23 protein-coding genes are annotated in these 24,286 nt (G+C 71.0%); 10 read left to right on the forward strand and 13 right to left on the reverse strand.

Annotated features, from left to right (window positions below; translation table 11 throughout):
- Positions 1-81 precede the first annotated feature (81 nt).
- The 6 genes from ASC60_RS34720 to ASC60_RS40185 all read left to right on the forward strand — a co-directional run bounded on the left by ASC60_RS34720 (position 82) and on the right by ASC60_RS40185 (position 6,785).
- On the forward strand, positions 82-1,191 hold the full coding sequence (locus ASC60_RS34720; RefSeq protein WP_055557693.1) for a sensor histidine kinase KdpD: 1,110 nt from the start codon (positions 82-84) through the stop codon (positions 1,189-1,191).
- On the forward strand, positions 1,188-1,586 hold the full coding sequence (locus tag ASC60_RS34725) for a roadblock/LC7 domain-containing protein (protein ID WP_055557694.1): 399 nt from the start codon (positions 1,188-1,190) through the stop codon (positions 1,584-1,586). The genes ASC60_RS34720 and ASC60_RS34725 overlap by 4 nt, the downstream gene beginning before the upstream one ends.
- Positions 1,583-1,954: a DUF742 domain-containing protein gene (locus tag ASC60_RS34730; protein ID WP_055557695.1), complete on the forward strand. Its 372-nt coding sequence runs from the start codon at positions 1,583-1,585 to the stop codon at positions 1,952-1,954. The genes ASC60_RS34725 and ASC60_RS34730 overlap by 4 nt, the downstream gene beginning before the upstream one ends.
- Complete coding sequence (locus tag ASC60_RS34735) at positions 1,929-2,519, forward strand: ATP/GTP-binding protein (RefSeq protein ID WP_055557696.1); 591 nt, start codon at positions 1,929-1,931, stop codon at positions 2,517-2,519. Before ASC60_RS34730 ends, ASC60_RS34735 begins: the two co-directional genes overlap by 26 nt.
- A gap of 8 nt (positions 2,520-2,527) precedes the next feature.
- The gene (locus tag ASC60_RS34740; protein WP_055557697.1) at positions 2,528-3,862 is read left to right on the forward strand and encodes a cytochrome P450; all 1,335 of its coding nucleotides are present in this window, start codon (positions 2,528-2,530) and stop codon (positions 3,860-3,862) included.
- Positions 3,863-4,148: 286 nt separating this feature from the next.
- Positions 4,149-6,785, forward strand: coding sequence for a tryptophanase (locus tag ASC60_RS40185; protein ID WP_079038818.1), 2,637 nt, complete (start codon positions 4,149-4,151; stop codon positions 6,783-6,785).
- 12 nt (positions 6,786-6,797) lie between these two features.
- Here ASC60_RS40185 and ASC60_RS34750 read toward each other — a convergent pair whose 3' ends face one another.
- From ASC60_RS34750 to ASC60_RS34765, 4 genes are all read right to left on the reverse strand, one after another.
- Complete coding sequence (locus ASC60_RS34750) at positions 6,798-7,217, reverse strand: DUF6479 family protein (RefSeq protein WP_055557698.1); 420 nt, start codon at positions 7,215-7,217, stop codon at positions 6,798-6,800.
- A 42-nt stretch (positions 7,218-7,259) separates the two neighbouring features.
- Positions 7,260-8,261 carry a nucleoside triphosphate pyrophosphohydrolase gene (locus tag ASC60_RS34755; protein ID WP_055557699.1) on the reverse strand — a complete coding sequence of 334 codons (1,002 nt, stop codon included), beginning with the start codon at positions 8,259-8,261 and terminating at the stop codon, positions 7,260-7,262.
- A 14-nt stretch (positions 8,262-8,275) separates the two neighbouring features.
- Positions 8,276-8,893, reverse strand: a complete 618-nt coding sequence (locus ASC60_RS34760; RefSeq protein WP_055557700.1) for a SurA N-terminal domain-containing protein — start codon at positions 8,891-8,893, stop codon at positions 8,276-8,278.
- A gap of 135 nt (positions 8,894-9,028) precedes the next feature.
- A complete protein-coding gene (locus tag ASC60_RS34765) occupies positions 9,029-9,757 on the reverse strand; it encodes an HNH endonuclease family protein (RefSeq protein ID WP_055557701.1) in 729 nt (242 codons plus the stop codon).
- 61 nt (positions 9,758-9,818) lie between these two features.
- Here ASC60_RS34765 and ASC60_RS34770 point away from each other — a divergent pair, with 61 nt between their 5' ends.
- Positions 9,819-11,300: a DUF2079 domain-containing protein gene (locus tag ASC60_RS34770; protein WP_055557702.1), complete on the forward strand. Its 1,482-nt coding sequence runs from the start codon at positions 9,819-9,821 to the stop codon at positions 11,298-11,300.
- Here the strand turns inward: ASC60_RS34770 and ASC60_RS34775 are convergent.
- Positions 11,272-12,060 (reverse strand): VOC family protein, encoded by a 789-nt coding sequence (locus ASC60_RS34775; RefSeq protein WP_055557703.1) that lies wholly within the window; start codon positions 12,058-12,060, stop codon positions 11,272-11,274. The genes ASC60_RS34770 and ASC60_RS34775 overlap by 29 nt on opposite strands.
- A gap of 234 nt (positions 12,061-12,294) precedes the next feature.
- Complete coding sequence (locus ASC60_RS34780) at positions 12,295-13,551, reverse strand: Ig-like domain-containing protein (protein WP_055557718.1); 1,257 nt, start codon at positions 13,549-13,551, stop codon at positions 12,295-12,297.
- Positions 13,552-13,859: 308 nt separating this feature from the next.
- Here ASC60_RS34780 and ASC60_RS34785 point away from each other — a divergent pair, with 308 nt between their 5' ends.
- Positions 13,860-14,156 carry a hypothetical protein gene (locus ASC60_RS34785; protein ID WP_055557704.1) on the forward strand — a complete coding sequence of 99 codons (297 nt, stop codon included), beginning with the start codon at positions 13,860-13,862 and terminating at the stop codon, positions 14,154-14,156.
- Between the two features lie 35 nt (positions 14,157-14,191).
- On the opposite strand, the gene hutH is transcribed toward ASC60_RS34785, so the two are convergent.
- Complete coding sequence (hutH, locus tag ASC60_RS34790; RefSeq protein WP_055557705.1) at positions 14,192-15,730, reverse strand: histidine ammonia-lyase; 1,539 nt, start codon at positions 15,728-15,730, stop codon at positions 14,192-14,194.
- Between the two features lie 151 nt (positions 15,731-15,881).
- Here hutH and ASC60_RS34795 point away from each other — a divergent pair, with 151 nt between their 5' ends.
- Positions 15,882-16,436, forward strand: a complete 555-nt coding sequence (locus ASC60_RS34795; protein WP_055557706.1) for a DUF2231 domain-containing protein — start codon at positions 15,882-15,884, stop codon at positions 16,434-16,436.
- A 106-nt stretch (positions 16,437-16,542) separates the two neighbouring features.
- On the opposite strand, the gene ASC60_RS34800 is transcribed toward ASC60_RS34795, so the two are convergent.
- The 6 genes from ASC60_RS34800 to ASC60_RS34825 form a co-directional block, all read right to left on the reverse strand.
- Positions 16,543-17,511, reverse strand: a complete 969-nt coding sequence (locus ASC60_RS34800; protein WP_234357253.1) for a ferritin family protein — start codon at positions 17,509-17,511, stop codon at positions 16,543-16,545.
- Positions 17,512-17,669: 158 nt separating this feature from the next.
- Positions 17,670-18,767: a sensor domain-containing diguanylate cyclase gene (locus ASC60_RS34805; RefSeq protein ID WP_199831130.1), complete on the reverse strand. Its 1,098-nt coding sequence runs from the start codon at positions 18,765-18,767 to the stop codon at positions 17,670-17,672.
- A gap of 205 nt (positions 18,768-18,972) precedes the next feature.
- Entirely contained in the window at positions 18,973-19,767 is a 795-nt protein-coding gene (locus tag ASC60_RS34810) for an enoyl-CoA hydratase/isomerase family protein (protein WP_055557708.1), read from the reverse strand.
- A 46-nt stretch (positions 19,768-19,813) separates the two neighbouring features.
- Positions 19,814-21,259: a cytochrome P450 gene (locus tag ASC60_RS34815; protein WP_055557709.1), complete on the reverse strand. Its 1,446-nt coding sequence runs from the start codon at positions 21,257-21,259 to the stop codon at positions 19,814-19,816.
- 111 nt (positions 21,260-21,370) lie between these two features.
- Complete coding sequence (locus ASC60_RS34820) at positions 21,371-22,435, reverse strand: adenylate/guanylate cyclase domain-containing protein (RefSeq protein ID WP_234357254.1); 1,065 nt, start codon at positions 22,433-22,435, stop codon at positions 21,371-21,373.
- A 344-nt stretch (positions 22,436-22,779) separates the two neighbouring features.
- Positions 22,780-23,676 (reverse strand): biotin--[acetyl-CoA-carboxylase] ligase, encoded by an 897-nt coding sequence (locus ASC60_RS34825; protein WP_055557711.1) that lies wholly within the window; start codon positions 23,674-23,676, stop codon positions 22,780-22,782.
- A 190-nt stretch (positions 23,677-23,866) separates the two neighbouring features.
- Here ASC60_RS34825 and ASC60_RS34830 point away from each other — a divergent pair.
- Positions 23,867-24,286 (forward strand): carboxyl transferase domain-containing protein (locus ASC60_RS34830; RefSeq protein WP_304956834.1); only part of this gene is annotated, 420 nt, incomplete at its 3' end.

The raw sequence follows: 24,286 nt of genomic DNA on the forward strand, positions 1-24,286 counted from the left end.
CGCCCCTCCGAAACCCCCGGATTTTTATTAACGCAGCAAACCCTTCAGTCCCTGGCGGTCTAGTCGTTTAAAGAGAGTCTTATGACGCATTACATGCAGGATCCCGCGCTCTGGGCCCTGATCGCTGGCACGCCTCTCACCGCAACCGCCATCATTCGCGGGCGGAAAGCGAGAGCGAAGCTCAGCGCCGAGAAGGCGGAACTGGGGAACCGCAACGCCGAACTCGAGAACAACTACGCGTCCGCGGTCCAAGACGCTCACGTACGCGCCGAGGAAGCCACCAAGAGCGCGCTGAAGTCCGCCATGCGGACGCTTCAGGGTCTCGCCAACGAACAGCAGCTGGCCATCTCGAAGCTGCAGGACCGCTACGGCGAGCACCACATTCTCCAGGACCTGCTGGAGATCGACCACATGAACTCGCAGTTCGGCCGACGCGCGCAGTCGATCGCCGTGCTGTGTGACGGCTGGCTGGGCCGTCAGCGGGCCGTCGCCTCCGTCTATGACGTGGTGCGCAGCGCGAAGGGCCGCATCCGCCACTACACGCGCGTCGAGATTCGCTCCCAGAGCAATTTCGCCCTGGTCAGCCGGGCCGTCGAACCGGTCGCACTGGCCCTGGCCGAGCTGCTGGACAACGCGACCAGCTACTCCGCCCCCGATTCCCCCATCGACATCACGATCCGCACCGTTCCCAAGGGCGTCTGCATCATCATCGACGACGCCGGTGTCGGTATGAACGAGGAGGAGAAGAACCGGGCCGACGAACTGCTCTCCGCGCAGCGCGCGACGGGCGTCACGGGCCTGGGCAATCCGCCGCAGTTCGGCTTCGCGGTCATCGGTGTGCTCGCCTCCCGTTACGGCTTCACCGTCTCCGTCGATTCGGCCTCTCCCTACGGTGGTGTGCGCGCCGTAGTGCTTCTTCCCGAGGACCTTCTGACCAACATGCCCGAGCCGGAAGAGCAGCCCGCACCCCGTCAGTCCACGGCGCCCGCCCCGGAAGAGAGCGGTTCCACGGCGGGTGGCCTGCCCAAACGCCGCCGCAAGGGGTCCATCTCCATCGTGCCGCAGTCGGACGCGGCGAACGCCCCCGCCCGGACGAGCGAGGAAACCGCCTCGATCATGGGCGCCTTCCAGCGCGGCACACAGTCCGGTCGCTCCGCAAACCCGAACAGGGAAGGGCATGATCCTCAGTGAACAACGACCTGTCATGGATGCTTGACAGCGCCCTGGAGGTACCCGGGGCGCGCCACGCGATCCTGGTTTCCGCCGACGGTCTGCTGATGGCCCGATCTCAAGAGGTCAGGAAGGACGAGGCCGACACCGTCGCCGCCGCGATGAGCGGCATCCAGTCGCTGAGCCGCACCATGGCCGGCTTCTGTGGCGGTCCGCACATGAACTGGCGCCAGACGCTGGTCGAGTTCGACGGCGGCTGGGTCTTCCTCATATCGGCCGGTGAGGGCGCCTATCTGGCCGTCTCCTCCGCGCCCGACGTCGACATGGCCGACATCACCTTCCGCATGCAGCAGCTCGTCGGTCAGCTCGGCAAGGCGCTGACCACTCCACCCCGTGAATCGGGCGTTCAGGCATGACTGCCCCGGAGGAGCAAGAGCCCGAGTCCGCCGGATTAGTGCGACCGTACGTCATCACCAACGGCCGCGGACTCCCGGACAGCGACCAGTTCAACCTGATCACCCTGGTGACCGCCTCCGAACAGAGACGTTCCCCGACGCTCGACCCGGAGAAGCGGAGCCTGCTGGACCTGTGTTCAGGAGGCTATCTCTCGGTTGCCGAGATCGCGGGCCATATGGGGCTTCCGATCGGCATCGTCAAGGTTCTGCTGTCCGACCTGTCGGCGGACGGCTATCTGGTCACGCGCGCCCCCGCGCCTCCCGCCCAGCTCGTCGACGTTTCACTCCTTCAGGAGGTACTGGATGGTCTCCAGGCCCGCTTCGGATGAGGACGTCTATCTGGACGACGCGGTGCAGATCGCGGCCAAGATCCTGGTCGTGGGACACTTCGCGGTCGGAAAGACGACGTTCATCGGCACCATGTCGGAAATCCCGCCGCTGCGCACCGAGGAACGGATGACGCAGGCCGGTGCGCACGTAGACGATCTGATGGGCACCCGGGGCAAGACCACGACCACCGTGGCCATGGACTTCGGCCGCCTCACGCTCAGCGAGCGCCTCGTCCTCTATCTCTTCGGCACACCGGGACAGGAACGTTTCGTCCAGGTGTGGGAAGACATGACCCGGGGCGCCCTCGGGGCATTGATCCTCGTCGATCCGGAACGACTCAAGGAGTCCTTCCCCGTGATCGACCTGGTGGAACAGTACGGACTTCCCTACGCGATTTCCGTCAATCACTTCGACGGCACGCCGGCCCGGCCCGACGCGGAGTTGCGCGAGGCGCTCGATCTGCTGCCCGAGACACCCATCGTCACCTGTGACGCGCGTGACGAGAAGTCATCGGCCAATGCCCTGATGGCACTTGTCCGCTATCTACAGGAACGTACCCGCTAGGAGCAAGAATGGACACACAATCGGACTTTCCGGCTCCGCCGCCGGGTTGCCCTGCCCATGGGCGGGTGCCCCTGCACGGACCGGAGTTCCAGGCGGACCCGGAGGCGTACTACGACTGGATGCGCCGTTTCGGTGCCGCCGCTCCGGTGGAATTGGCTCCCGGCGTCGAAGCCACCCTCGTCACGGACTACTCGGCCGCACTCCAGCTGCTGCAGAACTCCGACACGTTCCGCAAGGACGCACGCCGCTGGCGCGATCTGAACGAGGGCAAGATCAACCCCAGCAGTCCGGTTGTGCCCCTGCTCGCATACCGCCCGAACTGCATGTTCACCGACGGCGCCGAGCACATGCGGCTGCGCCAGGCGGTCACCGACAGCCTGGCCAAGATGGACACCCACAGACTGAGCCGGCACGTCGACGGTATTTCCCGCTACCTCATCGAGCAGTTCAGCGAGCGCGGTTCGGCCGACCTGCTGAACGACTACGCCAAGCTGCTGCCGCTCTTCATGCTCAGCGAGCTGTTCGGCTGCCCCGCGGAAATCGGCGACCGGGTCATCTTCGGCATCTCCGGCATTTTCGACGGCATCAACGCCGAAAAGGCCAACGAGGTACTGACCCAGAGCGTCGCCGAGCTGGTCGCACTGAAGCGGTCCAACCCCGGGAACGATGTCACGTCCTGGCTCATACAGCACCCCGCACAGCTGACCGACGAGGAACTCGCGCATCAGCTGGTATTGCTGCTGGGATCCGGTGCGGAACCGCTGCGGAACCTCATTGCCAATTGCCTCCACCTGCTGCTCTCCGACGACCGGTATTCGGGAGGCGGACTGCTGGTCGAGGACGCCATTGACGATGTGCTGTGGAACAGCCCGCCCATGGCGAATTACTCACCGCATTACCCGGTGGCCGACGTCGAATTCGCCGGGACCAATCTGCGGGCGGGTGATCTCGTGCTGGTCAGCTACGCCGCGGCCAACTCCGATCCGGCGCTCGCCGTCTCCCGTGAGCAGCAGAGCAGGCGTGCCCACCTCGCCTGGAGCGCCGGCCCGCACGCCTGCCCGGCGAAGGATCCGGCCCTGCTCATCACGGTGTCGGCCATCGAGACCCTGCTCAACCAGCTGCCCGACATCGAGCTGGCGGTGCCCAGCGAAAGCCTGAGCTGGCGTCCTGGGCCCTTCAACCGCGGGCTGACGGCGCTGCCCGCCCGTTTCACTCCGGTACGGATAGATAAACACCCGACTCAACAGCAACAGCCTGTTACGTCCGGGGATCAGGGCCGACCGAACACCAAGCAGCAAAAGGGCGGCTTGTGGAGTTCGTTCCTCACCTGGTGGAGGGTGTGACCCACGCAACACCACCCACTTTTCCCGTACCGCATGCTTAATCAATCGATCGGGTAGGCCGTATCGCGAAAAATTTCTTGGTTAAATCAGAACAAGGAGCTGTCGTGCAGCCTATCGCCGACCACCCCGGCGTTGATCGAAGTTCCACGGTTTCACTCATACCCCTTTTGGGCCGCCGAAGTGTGACACCACACTACGTTTTCGCTCCTCCGCAACCCGGGTTTCTTCACTCCACCGCGCCCCGGGAGGTTCGGTGAAGCTCTTCCGCTTCGGGGGAGGAAAACGTGTGGGGGCGCGCGAAACCCGTACGCACCCCACACGGCTCGGCGACCTCGTCACCGGCCAGCTCACCCGGCTGGGCGAGGTGGCGGGGCTGAGCGAAGCCGACACCACGGCTTACGCGCAGATCATGACCGAGGCCCTGGGGCCGGTGGCCGACCGCTCGCTGGAGCTGCCGCCGCCGTCCCCCAGCTTCCTGTCCGACGACCACACCCCGGTCGAGTACTCCCTGGCCTTCACCCCGGACCGGCTTCCGGCGCTCAGGGTGCTGCTGGAGCCGGGGTGCGAAGCCGAGGACCTCAAGGAGAACGGCCGCATCGGCCTGCGCACGATCCGCGCCATGGCCGACCGCTGGGCGTTCTCCACCGACCGGCTCGACCGGCTCGAGGACCTGTTCTTCCCTGACTCCCCCGCCGGACCGCTGGCCCTGTGGTGCGCCCTGGAGCTGCGCCCCGGCGGCGTCCCCGCGGTCAAGGTGTACCTCAACCCCTCGGCGAACGGCCCGGACCGGGCCGCGGAAACCGTCGGTGAGGCATTGGACCGGCTCGGCTGCCGCCAGGCGTTCGACACCCTGCCGACGGCCGACGGCTACCCGTTCCTGGCCCTGGACCTCGGCGAGTGGTCCGCGCCACGGCTGAAGGTCTACCTCTCCCACCACGGCCTGACCCCCGACCGGGCCGCCACCCTCTCCCGGATGGCGCCCCACCCCGGCCGGGAACGGCTGGAGGAGTTCTTCCGCACCGCCGCGGGCCTCCCGCCCGGGACCGGCAAGGGGCTGCACGACCGGCCCGCCATCTCCTGCCACTCCATCACGGAGACGCGCACCGGCCTGCCCAGCGGCTTCACCTCCCATGTGCCCGTCCGGAACTACGTGCGCGACGACGCCCAGGCACGGGAGCGGGCCATGGCCGTCCTGCGCCGCCACGGCATGGACGCCACGGCGCTGGACCGGGCGCTGGGCGCGATCACCTCGCGCCCCCTGGAGGACGGCTCGGGTCTGATCGCGTATCTGGCCCTGGTCCACGAACGCGGCAAGCCGACGCGGGTGACCACGTACCTCTCCGCGGAGGCGTACGAGGTCCGGCCGCCCCGGGAGACGGAACCGGTCTACGAGCCGGGACCGGCCCACGAGGCGGCACCGGAGCACCGGAGCCCGGTGGTCCGCGACCTCGCGCGGGCCCGGAGCCACATCGAGAACAACGATGAGACAGGAGACAAGGTCAGCGTGGAGCCCTACCGGATCAAGGTCGTCGAACCGATCCCCATGACGACGCGGAAGCAGCGCGAAGAGGCGCTCAAGCGCGTCCACTACAACCTGTTCGACCTGCGGGCCGAGGAGGTGACCATCGACCTGCTGACCGACTCCGGCACCGGCGCCCTCTCGGCGGCGCAGCTCGCCGCGGGAATGGCCGGGGACGAGTCCTACTCCGGCTCGCGCTCCTTCTACCGGTTCCACGACGTGGTGACCGAACTGACCGGATTTCAGCACATCCTCCCGGCCCACCAGGGGCGGGCGGCGGAGCGGGTGCTCTTCTCCTCGCTCCTCCAGCCGGGCTCCCTCGTCCTGGCCAACACCCACTTCGACACCACCCGCGCCAACGTGGAGCTGAACCACTGCGAGGCGCGCGATCTGCCCTGCCCCGAGGCCAAGGACCTGGACAGCACCGAGCCGTTCAAGGGGAACATCGACCTCAAGGCGCTCGAACAGACCCTGACCGGTCCTGACGCCTCCCGGGTCGCCGTGGTGGTCATGACCATCACCAACAACGGCGGCGGCGGCCAGCCCGTCTCCATGGAGAACCTGAAGCAGACCTCGGCCCTGTGCCGCAAGCACCGCGTTCCGCTGTTCCTGGACGCCGCCCGGTTCGCCGAGAACGCCTGGCTCGTCACCCGTCACGAACCCGGATACCGCGACCGCACCCCGCGGCAGGTCGCGGAGGAAACGTTCCGGCTTGCGGACGGCTGCATGATGAGCGCCAAGAAGGACGGCATCGTCCACATCGGCGGCTTCATCGGCCTGAACGACCCCGAGCTGGCCCAGCGGTGCGAACTGCTCCTCATCGCCACCGAGGGCTTCGCCACCTACGGCGGCCTGGCCGGCCGCGACCTCGACATGATGGCGCAGGGCCTCACCGAGGTCACCGACCCCGGCTACCTCGCCGAACGCGCCGACATCGCCGCCCACCTCGCCCAGCGGGTCCGGGCCGCCGGGGTCGACATCGTCGAACCGCCGGGCATGCACGCCCTCTACCTCAACGCCGGGCGGCTGTTCCCGCACATACCGCCGCACCAGTACCCCGGCCACGCGCTGTCCTGCCAGCTGTACCTGGAGGGCGGCATCCGCTCCGCCGAACTGGGCTCCCTCTACCTCGGCGAGGAGGACGAGGCCGGAAACCCGATCAAGAGCGCGCCGTACGAACTCGTACGGCTCGCGCTGCCGCGCCGCGTCTACACCCGCAGCCACTACGACCACATCGGCGAGACCCTGGCGAAGATCGCCAAGAACGCGGACGCGGTGCACGGCTTCCGGATCTTCGACCAGTCCCCGATCCTGCGCCACTTCCGCGCCAAGCTGGAGCCGGTACCGGTCCCGGCGGCGGGCACGGCGCGGGCGGCGGCGCGCACCACCACCGCGGCCCGCTGAGGGAGGGGCGGCTCAGCCGCCGCCGAACGATCCGCTGTTCCCCTCGGTCCAGGTCTTCCGGCCCTCGGCGCCGCCCGTGCCGGAATCCCTGGTCCCGGAGCCGCCCAGCTGGTGCGGGCGGCGCCGGACGCCGTCGGGGGACAGCTCGTCGGGCTCCCGGTTGTGGGTCTGGTAGCCGACCCGGTCCTCATCGTCCTGATGCCCCGGACCGTGGCCCGCCCGCTGCGCCTCCCGCGCGGTCTCGTCCACCTGCTGCCAGGCGCCGGAGCGGCGCTTCGGCTCCTGGGACGGGACCGGCTCGCGGGCCCGGAGCCGGATGCCGTACCAGATCGCGGCGATACAGATCACGACCACCACGATGCCGACGGCGAGCGGGCCCGTTCCGACCAGGAAGTCGTGGGGCACGGCGAGGTCCATGGCGTACGTATCCATGGCGGCCGGGTACCCCGGTCCGCCCGGTTGACCCGTCCCGGATCACCGGGCCGCCGTGGCCTCCACCGCCAGGATCGCGTCCCGGTAGGCACGGGCCGCGGCGCGCAGCGCCGTCTCCGGCTCCACGCCCGCCTCCTTGGCGCGGATCGCCAGCGCGAGCAGTTCGTAGCCGAAGCCCTCGCCGTCCGGCAGGGCGACGGCGAGTCCGGCGGTGCGGGCGCGGGAGGCGAGCTGGGCGGTGAGGGCGAGCGAGGGCTGACCCAACGGCACCCCTTCGGTGACCGATTCGCGCTGCTTCTCGATCGCCTTGGTACGCAGCCAGTGCTCCTTGACGTCCTCGGCGGTCTCCGCGGCCTCCTCGCCGAAGACATGCGGATGGCGCCGGATCAGCTTGTCCACGATGGCGCCGGCCACATCGTCGATCGAGAACGGCTCGTCCTCGTGCTCCTGCGCGATCCGGGCGTGGAAGACGACCTGGAGCAGCACGTCGCCCAGCTCCTCGCGCAGCGCCTCCCGGTCGCCCTCCTCGATGGCCTCGACGAGTTCGTACGCCTCCTCGATGCCGTACTTGACCAGTTCCTCATGGGTCCGCGCCCCGCTCCACGGGCACTCCGCCCGGATCCGGTCCATCACCTGGACCAGGTCCAGCAGCCGGGCGCCCGGCAGGTCGTACGAACCGGGCAGCAGCTCCAGGTCCGGCATCGCCTCGCGCCCCGAACCCGCCAGCCGGGCCAGCCCGTCGGTCAGCGCGGACTCACCGTCGGCCGAGGTGATCACGACGGCGCTGCGGCCGCCCTCCGCGACGCAGTAGTCGACCAGCTCGCGGGCCGCCGGCACCGCGTGCTCGACCTCGATGCCCGCCTCGCGCAGATACGGCAGCTGCGGATGGCTGCCGTCCCCGCACAGCACGCGGTCCGCGCCGCGCAGCGCCTGCCAGGCGGGCCAGGACAGCAGTCCGGGCGCCACCCGGTGGCTGGTGGTGAGGAGAACGACGCGGCCGGTGGCGAGGTCGGCCGCGGGGGCGGCGGAGTCAGGCGTGGTCACCCTTGAAACGTAACCTACGCCGGCGCTTGCGAGGCGGTGGAGGTGCGCAGCCAGGCTTCCTTGGTGAGGACCGCGGTGCCCTTGGTGTCGTCCCAGGTGCCGTAGCGCGGGTTGACCTTGATGTCGAGGTCCTTGGAGGTGCGGGTGAACACCGTGTTGACCTTGGCGACGCCGAGCTTGCGCAGCAGCGCGGTGCGGGTCAGCTCCATGCGGACGGCGTTGTCGATCTGGTCCGGGGCGATGCCCTGCTCCAGGTAGGCGGCGCGCAGCGCGGCGGCCCCGCCGGACTGCTGCTCGGTGGCGGCGCGGGCGCGCTGCACCGCGCGGCGGCTGACGCCGATGCCGTTGTCCTTCCCGGCCCGCTCGATGACCTTGAACTGGATCATGCGGATGAGGGTGTTCTGGGTCAGCTGGCCGCTGCCGGCCACCAGCTGGTCCGCCCTCGGGGAGCCGCGCTGCGCGTCCCGCACGTCCCTCACCTGGGCCTGGAGCTGCGACTCGGTGATCCGGCCGTCGTCCAGGACGGCCGCGGAACCGGCCCGTGGGGAGCCCCCGCAGGCGGTGAGCAGCGGGGCGCAGACCAGCAGGGCGGACGTGGCGGAGACGGAGAGCGCAGTACGGCGGCGGATCATTGAGCCTCCCGGCAGAGATCGTGCGGCGCGACAAACGATCTGGCGTTGATCGATGGTATGAAGTCGGCGCGGCCTAGGCCACTGCTTGGACAACGATTCACCGGGGTCTTGGTCAGCACCTGGCCGCGGACCGGCTCAGCGGCGCGCCCCCGGGGCCGAGGCCGCGGGCAGCTTCGCCCCCGGGCAGGTGCCCAGCACCCGTTTCATCGCGTCCCGCTCGGGGGGCGTCACCCACAGCTCGTACTTCTTCTTCACCGCCGCCTGGCGCGCCACGTACGCGCAGCGGTAGCCCTTGTCGGGCGGCAGCCAGGTCGCCGCGTCGCCGTCGCCCTTGCCGCGGTTGGTGGCGGCGTCCACGGCGATCAGGTTGAGCGGGTCGTTGGCGAACGCGACGCGCTTGTCCCGGTCCCAGGCCCGGGCGCCCTTCTGCCAGGCGTCCGACAGCGCCACCACATGGTCGATGTCGATTTTGCTGTGGCCGCGGACGAACCGCAGGGTGCCGCCCGTGTACGGATCGTGGGTGAGGGTGCCCGAGATCACCTCGCAACGGTCGTCGCGGAGCCGCACGCCGGTCAGATCGCGCCGGAGGATGTCATCGCGGGTGTCGCAGTGGTTGTCGTCCGTGTCGGTCCAGGGACTGCCGAACGCGGCACGCTCGTAACCCGTCTTCGGCGCCCGGCCCTTGACCGTGAGCGAGCCCACGGCGGACAGCGCCGGCCCGGACGGTGTCCCGCTCCCCTGCCCGTCCCCGCCCCTGTCCCCGCCCTTGTCCCCGGGCAGGCAACCGGTGAGGGACAGCAGCGCGGCCAGCACGACGGCCGTAGCCCTTCCCGCCGCCCTCGACTTCGCGCACCGTTTCGACAACCGTACCGCCCCCTTCGCGTATCTTTTCGACAGACCGCCCACCACACGATAGGGATCCTGGATGGACACGGCCGCGACAGCCCCGCCCGGCACCACCGCCGAAGGGGCGACCGCCGCCACCGCACGCCTTCGTACCCGGCTCCCCGCCCGGGCAGTCGCGCTGCGCCATCCTCGGTTCGATCCGTACTGGCTGGCCCTCGGCCTGTTCGCCGCCTACGCGACCCTGTCGGTCTGCCGCTACCGCCGCATGGCGACCATGTCGTGGGACCTGGGCATCTTCGAACAGGCGATACGGGCGTACGCGCACTTCCAGGCCCCGATAGCCGACCTCAAGGGCCCCGGCGCCAACATCCTCGGCGACCACTTCAGCCCCATCACGGCCCTCCTCGCCCCGCTCTACCGGCTCTTCCCCGGCCCGGTCACGCTGCTCCTCGCGCAGGCCGCCCTGTTCGCGCTCTCCGCCGTCCCCGTCGCCCGCACCGGCGCCCGGCTGCTCGGCCGGGCCCGGGGGCTCGCGATCGGCACCGCGTACGGACTGGCCTGGGGCCTCCAGCGGGCCGTGGACTTCGACTTCCACGAGATCTGCTTCGCCCTCCCGCTCATCGCCTTCTCCCTGGAGGCGGTCATACTCCGGCGCTGGTACGCGGCGATGCTGTGGGCCGCCCCGCTGGTCTTCGTCAAGGAGGACATGGGCGCCACGGTCGCCGCTATCGGCGCCGTCATCGTGGTACGCGTATGGCGCGAGCGGGAGACGGGCATCACGCCGCTCGCCGTCGCCCTCATGGGCTTCGGGGTGCTGGTCTCGGCGCTCGCGCTCGGCGTCGTCATCCCGGGCTTCAACGGGGCCGGATCGTACGGCTATTGGGACAAGGTCGGCAGCGGGGGCGGCTCGGACGCCGTCATACCCTTCGCCACCGCGCTGCGCACCCTGCTGTGGACGCTGCTGCCGACCACCGGGCTGCTCGCGCTGCGCTCCCCGCTGCTGCTGGCCGCCCTGCCCACCCTGGGCTGGCGCTTCGTCTCCCACGACGAGCACTACTGGGGCACGGACTGGCACTACAGCGCGGTGCTGATGCCGGTCGTCTTCCTGGCCCTGGTCGACGCGCTCGACCGGATCGGGACCAGCGGCAGCGGCCGACTCGTCCGTTACGCCCGTCAGCTGCCCGCCGCGGTCTGCGCCGCGGCCCTGGCCCTGACCACCTCGCTGCCGCTGGCCGGGCTCGCCGAGGAAGCCACCTACCGCGAGCCGCCCCACGTCCAGGCGGCGGAGCGGCTGCTGGACCGGATACCCGACGGGGCGACCGTCGAGGCCAACGTCGGGCCGATAACCCGCCTCACCAGCCGCTGCCGGGTCTTCTGGGTCGGCTCCACCCAGGGCGTCACCCCGCGGTACCTGGCGCTGGCCGAGCCGCCGGACCGCACGGTGCGGCAGGAGCTGGCGTACGCGAAGCAACTGCACCCCGACGCGCGGTACGAGGCGCTGGCGAGGGCCGGTGGTTACTTCCTGCTGAGGCTCAAGACCCCATCGGCCGCGGGGCGATGACCGCGAACGGGGCGCCCTGCGGGTCCCGCACCAGGGCCATCCGCCCGGCCACCATGTCGAACGGCGGCTTGAGCACCGTCCCGCCCTCCGCCGACAGCTTCGCCACCGTCCGGTCGGTGTTCTCGACCGCGAAGTAGACCAGCCAGTGCGAGGGCGTCCCGGGCGGCACCCCTTCCCGCAGCGGCTGGAGCCCGCCGATCGTGCGGCCGTTCACGGTGAGCCCGAAGTAGTCCTCGGATCCTTCCATGGGGATCGTCTCGATGCCGAGGGCTTCCGCGTAGAACGCGCTCGCCGTGTCGCGGTCGCTGGTGTTCAGCTCGTTCCACACCACCGCGCCGGGCTCGTTGACGATGCCCGCCCCGGAGAACTCCCGCGCCTGCCAGACGCCGAAGACGGCGCCGGTGGGGTCGGCCGCCACCAGCATCTTCCCCAGGTCCATCACGTCCATGACGGGCAGCAGCACGGTGCCGCCGTTGCGGCTGATCGCCTCGGAGGTGGCCTGGGCGTTGGCGGAGCTGAAGTAGGTGGTCCAGACGGTCGGCGGCGCGGGCTGGTCGTCCATCGCCTGCGCGGCCATGACCCCCGCCACCGGCCGGTCCTTGAGCGTGCACACCGTGTAACCGCCGTATTCGGCCGGGCCGATCTCCCCGGACCAGCCGAACAGCCCGGTGTAGAAGTCGAGGGCGGCCTGCTGGTCGGAGGCCGTCAGATCGATCCAGCAGGGGGTGCCGGGCTCGTGGGGAGTGGTGAATGCGGGCATCGGTGCCTCCCAATCAAGGCCTCTGCCCTCAATTCTCCCCCGGTGCGACGGGCGCGCCACTCGGCGGCCCCTCGCCCGGGGCGACGGCACCTGGATGCCGCGGATGCGCGTGGTGCGCGAGAGCGACACCGGGCGGGGTTCTGGCGGCTGGTCCATCGCCGGGCTCCGTAAACGCCGGGCGGCGGCCGGCCCGAAGGCCGACCGCCGCCCGGCGGTGGTGTGCTTCACGCGGCGTCAGGCGCCGGTCGCGCTGCCCGCCACCCACTGGCTCCAGTCCATGTTCCAGCCGTTGAGGCCGTTGTCCGGTGCCACGGTCTTGTCGTTGGAGTTCTTCACCACCACGACGTCACCGATCTGGGAGTTGTTGTAGAACCAGGCGCCGTCCGTGTTCGGGTCGTTCGCGCCCTTGGTGTCCGACAGGCCCACACATCCGTGGCTGGTGTTCTGGCTGCCGAAGATGGACTTGGCGCCCCAGTAGTTGCCGTGGATGAACGTGCCCGAGGTGGACAGCCGCATCGCGTGCGGCACGTCCTTGATGTCGTACTCGCCCTTGCCGTCGTCGTCCGTGAACCCGACCGTGGCACCGTTCATCCGGGTCTCCTTGAACTTCTCGGAGATCACCATCTGACCGTTGTAGGTCGTGTTGTCGGGGCTGCCGGCCGAGATCGGGATGGTCTTGATCAGCTTGCCGTCGCGGACGACCTTCATCGTCTTGGTCTTGGCGTCGACCGTGCTGACCTGGGAGTGGCCGACCTTGAAGGTGACGGTCTTCTCCTGGACGCCCTTCACACCCGACGACGCCTCGACGCCGTCCAGGTCCAGCTTCAGGGTGACGGTGGAGTTGGCCTTCCAGTAGTCCTTCGGGCGCAGGTCCAGGCGGTTGCCGTTGAACCAGTGGCCGACGACCTGCTGGCCGCTGCTGGAGGTGACCTTGATGTGGGACTGGACGTCCTTCTTGTTGGTCACCGCCTTGTCGAAGTTGATCGACACCGGCATGCCCACACCGACCGTCGAGCCGTCCTCCGGCGTGAAGTTGCCGATGAAGCTGTTGGACGGGGAGACGGTGGTGAAGGAGGAGTGCTCCGTGGCCTTGCGGCCGTCGGAGTCCTTGGCCTTGGCGCTGATCTCGTACTGGGTGGACCGCTCCAACTGCCCGTCCGGCTTCCAGGAGGTCCCGTCGGACGATATGGATCCGGCCACGGTGGAGCCGTCGGCCTTGGAGGTCATGGTCACCGAGGTGAGCTTGCCTCCGCTGACGGTGACCTTGGTGTCGCTGTTGATGCCCGCGTTGGTCGCACCGGCCTTCGGCGTGATCTTGATACGGGCGTCGGAGGCGTCCTTGGCCGCCGCCTCGTCCACCTGCGACTGCGACTTGCCGCCGCCCTTGCTGTCGCTGCTGCCGCCATCCCCGCCACAGGCGGCGAGAGTGAGTGCCCCGCTGAGCACGGCGGCCGCGGCCACCAGCCCCCTACGGCGCTTGCCGTACGTCATCACACGCTTCTCCATTTACGACTGGACCCCAGAAACCCAAGACCTATCCAGCAAGACCTATCCAGCAAGAACGCCTGTACCTTTTGGTCGGTTCCACGCCCAGTAAAACTGTGCGCGAGGCCACTTAGCAAAGACGCTGGTCCAGCTTATGACGCAGCACCGTGAATACGGACAAACCATGACAGGCAAGGATTAGTCATACGGTGCGGAGCGGGCCGTCGTCCCGGTTCGCTACCGTCCGCCCCCGGTATGTCACTACGATCGGGCACGCAGGGTCAATTCACCGCACCCTCAAGGAGGATGCCGTTGTGTCCGCACGCCGACCGCTGCTGACCGCCGCCGCAGCCGGTTCGCTGCTGTGCGCCCTGTGGTTCGTCCCCTCCGCCAACGCGACGGTCGAGGACGACGGCCGGCCGTCGTCCGCCGGGAGCCGTGGCGAAGAGCCGTCCCAGCCCCCGCGGACCGAGGCCGTCCCGGACGAAAACCTCGCCGACACCGGCAGCGTGGACGTCACCCCGTATCTCGCCGGAGGCACGGCCTTCCTGGGCCTCGGCGTGACCATGGTGACCGCCTCCGCGCGCCGTACGCGCCCGGAGGCGTCCTGATCACGCCGGGCCGCATCACGCCGGGCTGACGGCCCTCAGGCCAGCGGCCCGGTCACCGATTCGACCGCCTCGGCCAGTCCTCCGGACCGTACGAACGCCTCGGCGGCCGCCAAGTCCGGCGCCAGGTAGCGGTCCCCGCCCGGACCCTCGACCCCCGCCCGGCGCACCGCCGCCAGCACCGCCCGGGTGGCGGGCGCGGGCACCAGGCCCTCCCGCAGCTCGACCGCGCGGGCCGCGGCGACCAGTTCGATCGCGAGGACCCGGGTCAGGTTGTCCACCACCGTGCGCAGCTTGCGCGCCGCCGACCAGCCCATGGAGACGTGGTCCTCCTGCATCGCGGAGGACGGGATCGAGTCGACCGAGGCGGGCACCGCGAGCCGCTTCAGCTCGCTCACCAGCGCCGCCTGCGTGTACTGCGCGATCATCAGCCCCGAGTCCACGCCCGGGTCACCGGCCAGGAAGGGCGGCAGTCCGTGCGAGCGGTTCTTGTCCAGCAGCCGGTCGGTACGGCGCTCCGCGATCGAGGCGAGGTCGGCCGCCGCCACGGCGAGGAAGTCCAGGACGTACGCGACGGGCGCGCCGTGGAAGTTCCCGTTCGACTCCACCCGGCCGTCCGCCAGCACCACCGGGTTGTCCACGGCGGACGCCAGCTCCCGGTCCGCGACCAGACGGGCGTGCGCGAGCGTGTCCCGGCCCGCGCCCGCCACCTGCGGGGCGCAGCGGATCGAGTACGCGTCCTGGACGCGCGGCGCGTCGTCCTGGTGGTGCCCGGTGAGCCCGGAACCGGCGAGCACCCGCACCATGTTGTCCGCGCTGGCCGCCTGGCCGGGGTGGGGGCGGATCGCGTGCAGCTCGGGCGCGAGCACCCGGTCCGTGCCGAGCAGCGCCTCCAGCGACAGCGCGGCCGTCACATCGGCGACGGTGTACAGCCGGGCCAGGTCGGCGCAGGCCATGACCAGCATGCCGAGCATCCCGTCGGTGCCGTTGAGGAGCGCCAGCCCCTCCTTCTCGCGCAGCTCGACCGGCTCGATGCCGTGCGCCGCCAGCAGCTCGGCCGCGGGCCGCAGCCCGCCGTCGGGCCCCTCGGCCTCGCCCTCCCCCATCAGCGCCAGCGCGCAGTGGGACAGCGGCGCGAGGTCGCCGGAGCAGCCGAGGGAGCCGTACTCGTGCACGACGGGCGTGATCCCCGCGTTGAGCAGGGCCGCCATCGTCTCCACGACCACGGGCCGCACCCCGGTGTGGCCGGACGCGAGCGTCTTGAGCCGCAGGAACATCAGCGCCCGCACCACCTCCCGCTCCACCCGCGGGCCCATGCCCGCCGCGTGCGAGCGGACGATGTTGCGCTGCAGCTGGGCGCGCAGCTCGGGGCTGATGTGGCGTACGGCGAGGGCGCCGAAGCCGGTGGAGACCCCGTACACGGGCTCGGGCTTGGCCGCCAGGTCGTCGATGACCCGCCGCGCGGCCCCCACGGCCGCCAGCGCCTCCTCCGCCACCTCGACCCGAGCCCCGCCCCGCGCCACGGCGACAACGTCCTCGGCGGTCGTCCCGGACGTCCCCACCACCACAGTGTGCATATCCATATTCAGGCACCCTAGAGAGTGAATCTCTATCTGTCACCCCGGCCGCCCTTCCGCCCGCCGCCGGACATTCCGCGGTGGCACACCATGCCCGAAGAGATAGATATGTACCTGAATGCGCCTTTTGTGCATCCAGTGGAGGAGACTCATGAACGTCGGGCTGATCAACGGCCTTCCCGGCCACCCTCTCTTCGTTCACGGCGCGGCGGTGCTGGTCCCGCTGACGGCGTTGGCGCTCGCGGTCTGTGCGCTGTGGCCTGCGGTGGCACACAGGCTCGGTCTCGTGCTGCCGGTCATGGGGCTGGTCACTCTTGTCCTGGTCGTGCTGACCACCGAATCCGGTGAGTGGCTGGAGGAACGTGTGCGGGAGAGTTCGCTGGTGGAGGAGCACGCCGAGATGGGCCCCGGTCTCACTCCGTGGGCCATCGCCCTGTTCGTGCTGACGGTCGCCGTATGGCTGCTCGGCCGCGTCGGCCACTACCGGAAACGAGAGCCCGGCGGGCAGGGCGACGGGCCCGCCGCGGGCGGGGCGTCCACGGTGACCCGGGTGGCCTCCGCCCTGCCGGTGCGTGTCGTGGCGCTGGTGATCGCGCTCGTCGTGGCCGTCGGCGCGATCATCCAGGTGTACCGGATCGGTGACTCGGGTGCGAGGGCCGCTTGGCAGGGCCGTTTCTCGACTGGCCGGTCCGGCCCGGGGCGGTAACGCGGCAACAGCCGGCCGGAGACACTCCGGCCGGCCTGGGTGGGCGATCGGCACGACCGGAGCACCTCGCGCGATGTGTACGGTCGGCCGGATGCGGTCGAAGCGGTCAGTGCAGCCGCTTGAGTGCCCGCTGGAAGGCCGCCGCGTGCTTGGCTTCGTCGGCGGCGGTATCGCGGAAGTAACGGGCGGCGGCGGTGTCGCCGACCCTGGTGGCCCGCTCGGCGAAGCCCGGGTAGACGACGGTGGCTTCGTTGCGTTCTCCGGCGATGGCCTTGCGCAGGTTCACCTTCGTGGTGCGGACCAGCCCGGCCAGGACCGCCTCGCCGGCGAAGTGCTCGTGCAGTTCGACACGGGCGGTGCCCGCGAACAGGCGGGCCAGCGCGGTGTTGCCGGTCTGCCGTGCATGCCCGGCGAAGAGCGTGTACTTGGCGTAGGCGAGCGCTTCACCGTGCATCGCGGTGTCGAGGTTGGCCTTCGTCCGGTCGGCCTTCACCTTGGGCGGCCCGGCGGGCACCGGCACCGTGTCCGCCTTCGGCGGCGCCGGAATGGTGCCGTGGCCGGTGGTCACGACCTTGAGCGCGGTGCGGAAGGCATCGCGGTGGCGGCCTTCGTCCGCGGCGATCTCGGTGAACAGCCCGGCAGCCTTCAGGTCTCCGTCCGAACGGGCCTGGGCCGCGAAACGCCGGTACATGACCTGGTGCTCGTAGGTCTCACCGTTGATGGACTGACGCAGGTTGGCCGCGTTCGACCCGACGGTCCCCGCCAGCGCGGCAGCCTCGCGGAAGTGCTCGTTCAGCTCGGTCCGCGCCGTGGCGCGGAAGAGCCTGCCGACGGCTGGGTAGGCCTGGCGATCGGCTTCGGCTGCGAAGAGGTTGTAGGAGGCGTAGGCGAACGCCTCCCCCTTCATGGCGGTGTTCAGATCGGAGAGGGTCTGCGGATGCGGAGTCCGGGTGGCGGCGTGCGTGGCCCGCTGCTGACCGGTCGGCGCTGTCGCGGCCACGGCCGTGACAGCCGGCGCGGCCGCTGTCAGCGCGCACAGGCCGACCACAAGCATGCGGAGCGAGTATCGGAACATGAAGCCCTCCTTCAGGACAATTCCGGATACGAGTGCCCCTCTTCATTCCACCCGCACAGGCGCACCACCACCTTCAGCACCCCATACGAGTGAGCACGCACTGGTCCGCCTCGGCCCGTCAGCCGTGTGGGCCGGAGCCCCCTGGGGCGGTGGGCGGGTCAGGGGCGGCGGCCTCGGAAGCGGCGGCGGTCCCGGCGGCGGTCCGCCGGGGTGTCGGCCAGGCGGATCACCGGGTCGTCCGGCCCACCCTCGCGGCCCGCCACCACCGGCTTCTGGGAACGGGCGGCCTTCGCCCGGTACTGGGCCGCGTCCGCCAGGCGGAACAGGCGGCGGGCCGACGGCACGGGGCCGATCGGGTCGCCGGTCGAGGCGATCCCGCAGGCGACCCCCTCACCCATCTCCAGCTCGGCGGCCCGCCGGCACAGTTCATCGGCCACCCGCACCACCTCGTCCGCCGGCGGCCCCACCCCCAGCAGGCAGAACTCATCCCCGCCCAGCCGCGCCACCAGGGCCCCCGGCAGCATCGCCCCGCACAGCGACAACACCGTGCCGAAACGTTCCAGCAAGCGGTCCCCCACCGCATGCCCCAGCGTGTCGTTGACCCGCTTGAGGCCGTTCAGGTCGCACACCACCAGCGTCACCACGGTGCCGTGCTCGCGGTACGCCTCCAGCGCCTCGTCCAGCCGCATGTCCACCGCCCGCCGGTTGCCCAGCCCGGTCAGGGGGTCGGTGAAGGCCAGGCGGCGGGCCTCCTCCAGTCGTTCGGTCTGGGCCAGCCCGGCGGCCGCCACCGAGGCCAGGACGGTCGCGAAGTCGGCGTCGTCCCGGTCGAACACCGGGCTCCCGGCCGCCCGCGCCACATACAGCTCGCCCCACGCCCGCCCGTGCAGCACCAGCGGCGCGACCACGCACGAGCCGCGCCCGCGCCGCCGCAGGGCGGCCACCCGCTGATGGCAGTACGGGGCCGGGCCCGGCCCGGTGCCCTCCGCGGTCTCCACCCACGCGTGCGGCTCACCGCCCGCGGCCCACCGCTCGTGCAGGAACTCCGCGATCTCCGGGAAGTCGTGCACCGGATACGACTCGTCGTCCGGCACCGGCTCCTCCCCCGGCATCAGCTCGCCCACGTTCACCAGGACCCGCAACCGGCCCCGCTCCCGCTCCCACACCGAAACCGCCGCGAAGGTGCCGTCCAGCGCGCGGCGCGCGCTCTCGGCGACGGCGCCCACCGACTCGCGCGGGGTGGGCGCCGCCGCCACCGCCTGCGCGAGCCCCACCACCGCCCGCAACCGCCGGTCGCCCCCTCGTCCCCCGCCGTCCCCGTTCTCGCTCACGATCGGCCTCGCATTCCTCACCGCACACACCCACCGGGAGCGCGTGCGTCCGCTCTGCACTCAAGAGTAAGAATGTCGAGGACAATCTGCTTTGGCCCGTTCACCCCCGGTATCAACCGGGGCAGCGCTCTCACTCCCCGGGCCAGTCCGGCGTCCGCTTCTCGTTGAAGGCCGCGACCCCCTCGGCCCGGTCCGCGGAGAAGGCGATCGTCCGCCACCCCGCGTCCTCGACCTCCAGCCCGGCCCGGAGGTCCAGGCCGTGCCCGAGCCGAAGGGCCCGCTTGGCGGCGCGCAGGCCGACGGGCGAGTTGGCGGCGATACGCCCGGCCAGCTCCAGCGCGGCCGTACGATCCTCACCCGGTGCGACGAGTTCGTCCACCATCCCCAGCGCGTGGGCCTCCTCGGCGGGCACCCGCCGGGCGGAGAAGATCAGCTCGGCGGCGCGCGCGGCCCCCACCCGGCGGGGCAGCAGCTGCGTACCGCCGCCGCCCGGGATCACGCCGACGGACACCTCGGGCAGCCCCACCACGGCCGTGCGGTCGGCGACGATCACATCGCAGGACAGGGCCAGCTCGTAGCCGCCGCCGAGGGCGAAGCCGTGCACGGCGGCGACGGCGGGCACGGGCAGCTCCAGGACGGCCGTGTAGGCGGCGCGGGAGACCGGCCGGTGGCGCATCATCTCGGCGTCGGAGAAGGAGTTCCGCTCCTTGAGGTCGGCGCCGACGCAGAAGGCCCGCTCGTGGGTGGAGGTGAGCACGACGGCCCGCACCGAACCGTCGTCCGCGAGCGCCGCGCACGCCGCCGCGATGCTCCGGGCCATCTCGGAGGACACCGCGTTCATGGCCTTCGGCCGGTCCAGCACCAGTTCGGCCACGAAGCCGTCCCGCCGGACCGCGACCCACTCCCCGTACCGCTGCTCATCCATCTCGCACCCTCCCGGTTAACGACCGTGAACCGTTGTCTCGGTTACGTTACCGGCGCCGCCGCCACCGCATCAGGTAGCCCAGCATCGACGGCCGGGGGCGTCGGCCGCCGCCGCCGTCGCCCTCCGCCACGGGGGCCTCCTCGCCGGAGCCCTCGGCCCAGGACGGCACCGGGGCAGGGTCGGGTCCCGCCCCCGGGGCCCCGTCCGGCAGCCCGCCCGGGACCGCGTCCGGGACCGCGTCCGCCCCACCCGCCTCCGGGGCCGGGGCCGGGGCCGGGTCTCGGGGGGTGGGCGGGAAGCGGGCCGGGAGGGAGATCAGGCCGCGCTGGTAGATGCCCGGGCGCCAGCACAGTTCCTCCTCCGTAGCCGCGAGTTCCACCTCCGGCAGCCGGTCCAGCAGCTTTTCGAGGGCGACGGAGGCGATGAGGCGGGCCGAGCCGCGGCCGGGGCACATGTGCGGGCCGGCACTGAAGGCCAGGTGGCCGCGGTTGCCGCGGTTGCGGTCGGAGGTCCGCAGCGCCTCCTGGTTGGCGGCGGCGAAGCTGATCACAATCGGCTCGCCCTCCCGCAGCCGCACCCCGGCCAGGGTGACGTCGTGGCGGGGGAAGTGGACCGCGATGTTGGCCAGCGGCGGGTCCGCCCACAGCACCTCGTCCAGGGCGTCGTCGACGAGCGTGCTGCCGCCGGAGACGCCGCCCGCGAAGCGGTCGTCGGTCATCAGCACGCGCAGGGCGTTGCCGATGAGGTTGATCACCGGATCGCTGCCGGAGGCGGTCAGCAGCATCAACTGCTCGACGAGTTCGTCGTCGGCGAGCCGTTCGGGGTGGGCGATCAGCCAGGAGGTGATGTCGGCGGCGGGCCGGGCGCGCTTGAGGGCGACGAGTTCCTGGAGCGCCGCGGTGATCGTACGGTCGGCCTCCGCCACGTCCGTACCGTCGAACAGGTGTGCGAGTCCGGTGAAGAGCCGGTCCGCGATCTCGCGCGGGCAGCCGAAGAGTTCGCCGAGGACGAGCAGCGGCAGCAGTGCGCTGTACTCGCCGATCAGGTCGGCCTCGCCCGCATCGCAGAACTGGTCGATCAGGGAGTCGGCGGTCCGCTCGACGTAGCCGCGCAGCGCGCCCGGGTCGATGCGGCTGGTGGAGTCGTCGATGGCGGCGCGGTACCGCTGGTGCTCCTCGCCGTCCACGGCGGTGGGCTGCGGGCGGTAGCGGATGAGCTGCCCGGCGTGGCTGGTGTCGGGGACCCGGCCCTCGTTCTTCGCCCGCCAGCGCCGCGGGTCCTTGGAGAACGTCTCGGGGCGGCGCAGGATCTCCAGCGCGGTGTCGTAGCCGACGCACAGGGTCGCGGTGACGCCCGGGTCCAGCTCCACCGGCGCCAGTGGTCCGTACGTCTCGCGCAGTCGCCGGTAGACGGCGGACGGGTCCTTGGCGAACTCGGGTGTGTACAGCGGCTCGGCCGCCTCGGCACCCGTTTCAACCGGCTCGTCGATCATGCCGCCGTACGCTAGCGGAACGGTTTTCCGCCTTGTGCCGACTTCAGCGATTGGTGATATTCGTCAACCCCGGCAACCACGGCAACCACGGCAACCCCAACCGACCGCCCCTCAGCTACGGCGGCTCAGCAGCCACGGCTCCACGACCCCGAGCCCACGCACCGGCCGCTGCCACATCGGCTGGAGCGCGAAGCGGTACGAGGGCGGCTCCTCGCCGTCCTTCTCGGCCTTGGCGGCCACCTCCGCGGCCTCCGCCTCCGACACCGGGGCCTCCCCGGTGTGGCTCAGCTCCTCCGCGAACGCGCCGTCCACCAGGACCGCGTTCTTGGGGGCTATGGAGGTCAGCCGGCTCGCCAGGTTCACCGTCGTCCCGAAGACATCGCCCATGCGGGTCGTGACCGTGCCGAAGGCGATCCCGACGCGCAGCTCGGGCATCGTCTCGTCATGGGTCAGGGTCTCGATCAGCCGCAGCCCGATCTCGGCGGCGATGCCCGCGTCGTCGGCCGCGTACAGCACCTCGTCGCCCAGGGTCTTGATCAGCCGGCCGCCGTGCGCGGCCACCAGGTCGGCGGCCGTGGTCTCGAACGCCTCGACCAGTTCGCCCAGCTCCTCCTCCTCCAGCCGCCGGGTCAGCCGGGTGAAGCTCACCAGGTCCGCGAAGCCGACCGCGAGCCGCCGGTCCACCATCTCCGCGTCGTCCGCCGCCTGCACCACGCGGCCGGTCGCGGCCGCGAGCTGCCGCCGGTAGACGTACACCAGGAACTCTTCCAGCTCCGGCAGCAACAGCTCGACCAGCGGATAGGTGATCTCGGTCCGGGTCATCCCGGACTCCTGGGGTTCGGTGAGCCCCTCCAGGAAGGAGTCCATCTGCCAGTCGGCGAGCCGCGCGGTGGTCTGCCCGGTGGAGCGCGCCACCTGGATCGCCATGGGCTCGCTCAGCAGCCCCGCCTCGACGAGGCCGGACAGCCGGCGCAGCGCCAGCACGTCCGCCTCGGTGAGCGCCTTGGCCTGGCCTATGTCGGCGAAGCCCATCGCCCGCCAGAAGCGGGTGGCCAGCTCGACGGAGACGCCCGCGCTGCGGGCGGCCTGGAAGGGGGTGTAGCGCCGCTCGGCGCCGAGGATCAGCTGCTCCAGCCGGAGCGCGATGGGGTCCGGGGCGTCGGCGTCGTCCTCGATGCCGTCCTCCGTACCGTCCTCGGTGGCCTCCGAGGTGGCGTCGGCGGCCGGGCCGCCCGCGCGCGCCCCGGTCTCCCGTACGGCGGTCTCCCGCACGGCGTCCTCCTGCCCGGCAACACCCCGTCCGGCGGCGGCTTCCGCGGCGGCGTCCCGCACACCGCGCCCCTCGGCCGAGCCGGAACCCGCGTTGTCGGCGGTCACCGCCCGCCCCCTGTCCGATCCGTGCGCACTGCCCTTACGTTCCTTCTTCCGGTTCGGCCCACGGCCGCCCCGAACTGGACGGACCGCCACCACGATACGTCAGGTGTGCCCTAGCTCACTCTCCCTCTTCGTTCCACTCCGGCTCACCCTTCCGGCGGCGCCGGACGCAGGTGCACGATGTCCCCGGCGGAGACCGGTTCCTGCACTCCGGTGTCCGAGGCCAGCACGAGCCGTCCGTCGCCGTCGATCGCGACCGCCTCGCCGACGGTCGCCCCGCCGCCCGGAAGTTCCGCGCGGACCCGTCGCCCCAATGTCGCGCAGCCCGCCGCGTACGCCTCCTGGAGGCCGCAGGCCGCCGGGTCGCCCTCGAAGCGGCGCCATTCGCCGTACCACTGCTCGATGGACCGCAGTACGGCCCGCAGCAGCGGATCGCGGTCGGTGGAGATCGCGTCGGCGAGGGCCAGCGAACCGGCCGTCGGCACGGGAAGTTCACCGGCGCGCAGGGAAACGTTCAGGCCGACCCCGATCACCACGGCGTCATCGGCCCGTTCGGCGAGGATGCCGCCGAACTTCCGCTCCTCGCCGCCGACCGTCACCAGCAGGTCGTTCGGCCACTTCAGCGCGGTGTCCACGCCCGCCGCCCGGCTCAGCGCCCCCGCGCTCGCCACCCCGGCGAGCAGCGGCAGCCAGCCCCAGCGGGACGTCGGGACGCCGACGGCGCCGGGCCGCAGCAGAATGGAGAAGAAGAGCCCGGACCGGGCCGGGGCGGTCCAGGTGCGGTCCAGGCGGCCGCGCCCGGCGTTCTGCTCCTCGGCGACGAGGACCACGCCCTCCGGGGCGCCGGCCCCGGCCCGGGCCACCAGGTCGGTGTTGGTCGAGCCGGTCGCCTGCACCACCTCCAGCTCCGTCCACAGCCCGCCGGGGCGCACCAGGGCGCGGCGCAGGGCGGCCGCGCCCAGCGGTGGCCGTTCCAGGTCCGTCCAGCGGCCGCGGGGATCGCGTGGATCTTCCGGGCCCCGGGGGGTGTCAGATGGCGTCATACGGGCCAGCCTATGACCAGGAGGTGTGGCCAACGACGCAGTGCCACCGGGCGATGGCGCCGATACGCTACGGACCGGTAGCCCCAGCCAGCACAAACCCCACCAACCCCGCCTACCCAACGGTTGTGACCCCGATCCCAGCGTCACGGTCCCACCATCCACCCCCAGGACGAGCAGGAGCCGCATCCCGATGTCCGAGCAGCCGGAGATTGCCCCCGAGATTCCAGACCGTCACACGACCGCGGGGAAGCTCGCGGATCTGCGGCGCCGCATCGAAGAAGCGACACACGCGGGCTCCGCGCGGGCGGTCGAGAAGCAGCACGCCAAGGGCAAGCTGACCGCGCGCGAGCGCATCGACCTGCTCCTCGACGAGGGGTCCTTCACCGAGCTGGACGAGTTCGCCCGGCACCGCTCCACCAATTTCGGCATCGAGAAGAACCGGCCCTACGGGGACGGGGTCGTCACCGGTTACGGCACGGTCGACGGGCGCCCGGTGTGCGTCTACTCCCAGGACTTCACGATCTTCGGCGGCTCGCTGGGCGAGGTCTACGGCGAGAAGATCGTGAAGGTGATGGACTTCGCGCTGAAGACCGGCTGCCCCATCATCGGG

This window comes from Streptomyces sp. NBRC 110028 (genome assembly GCF_001417735.1).
Taxonomy (GTDB): Bacteria; Actinomycetota; Actinomycetes; order Streptomycetales; family Streptomycetaceae; genus Streptomyces.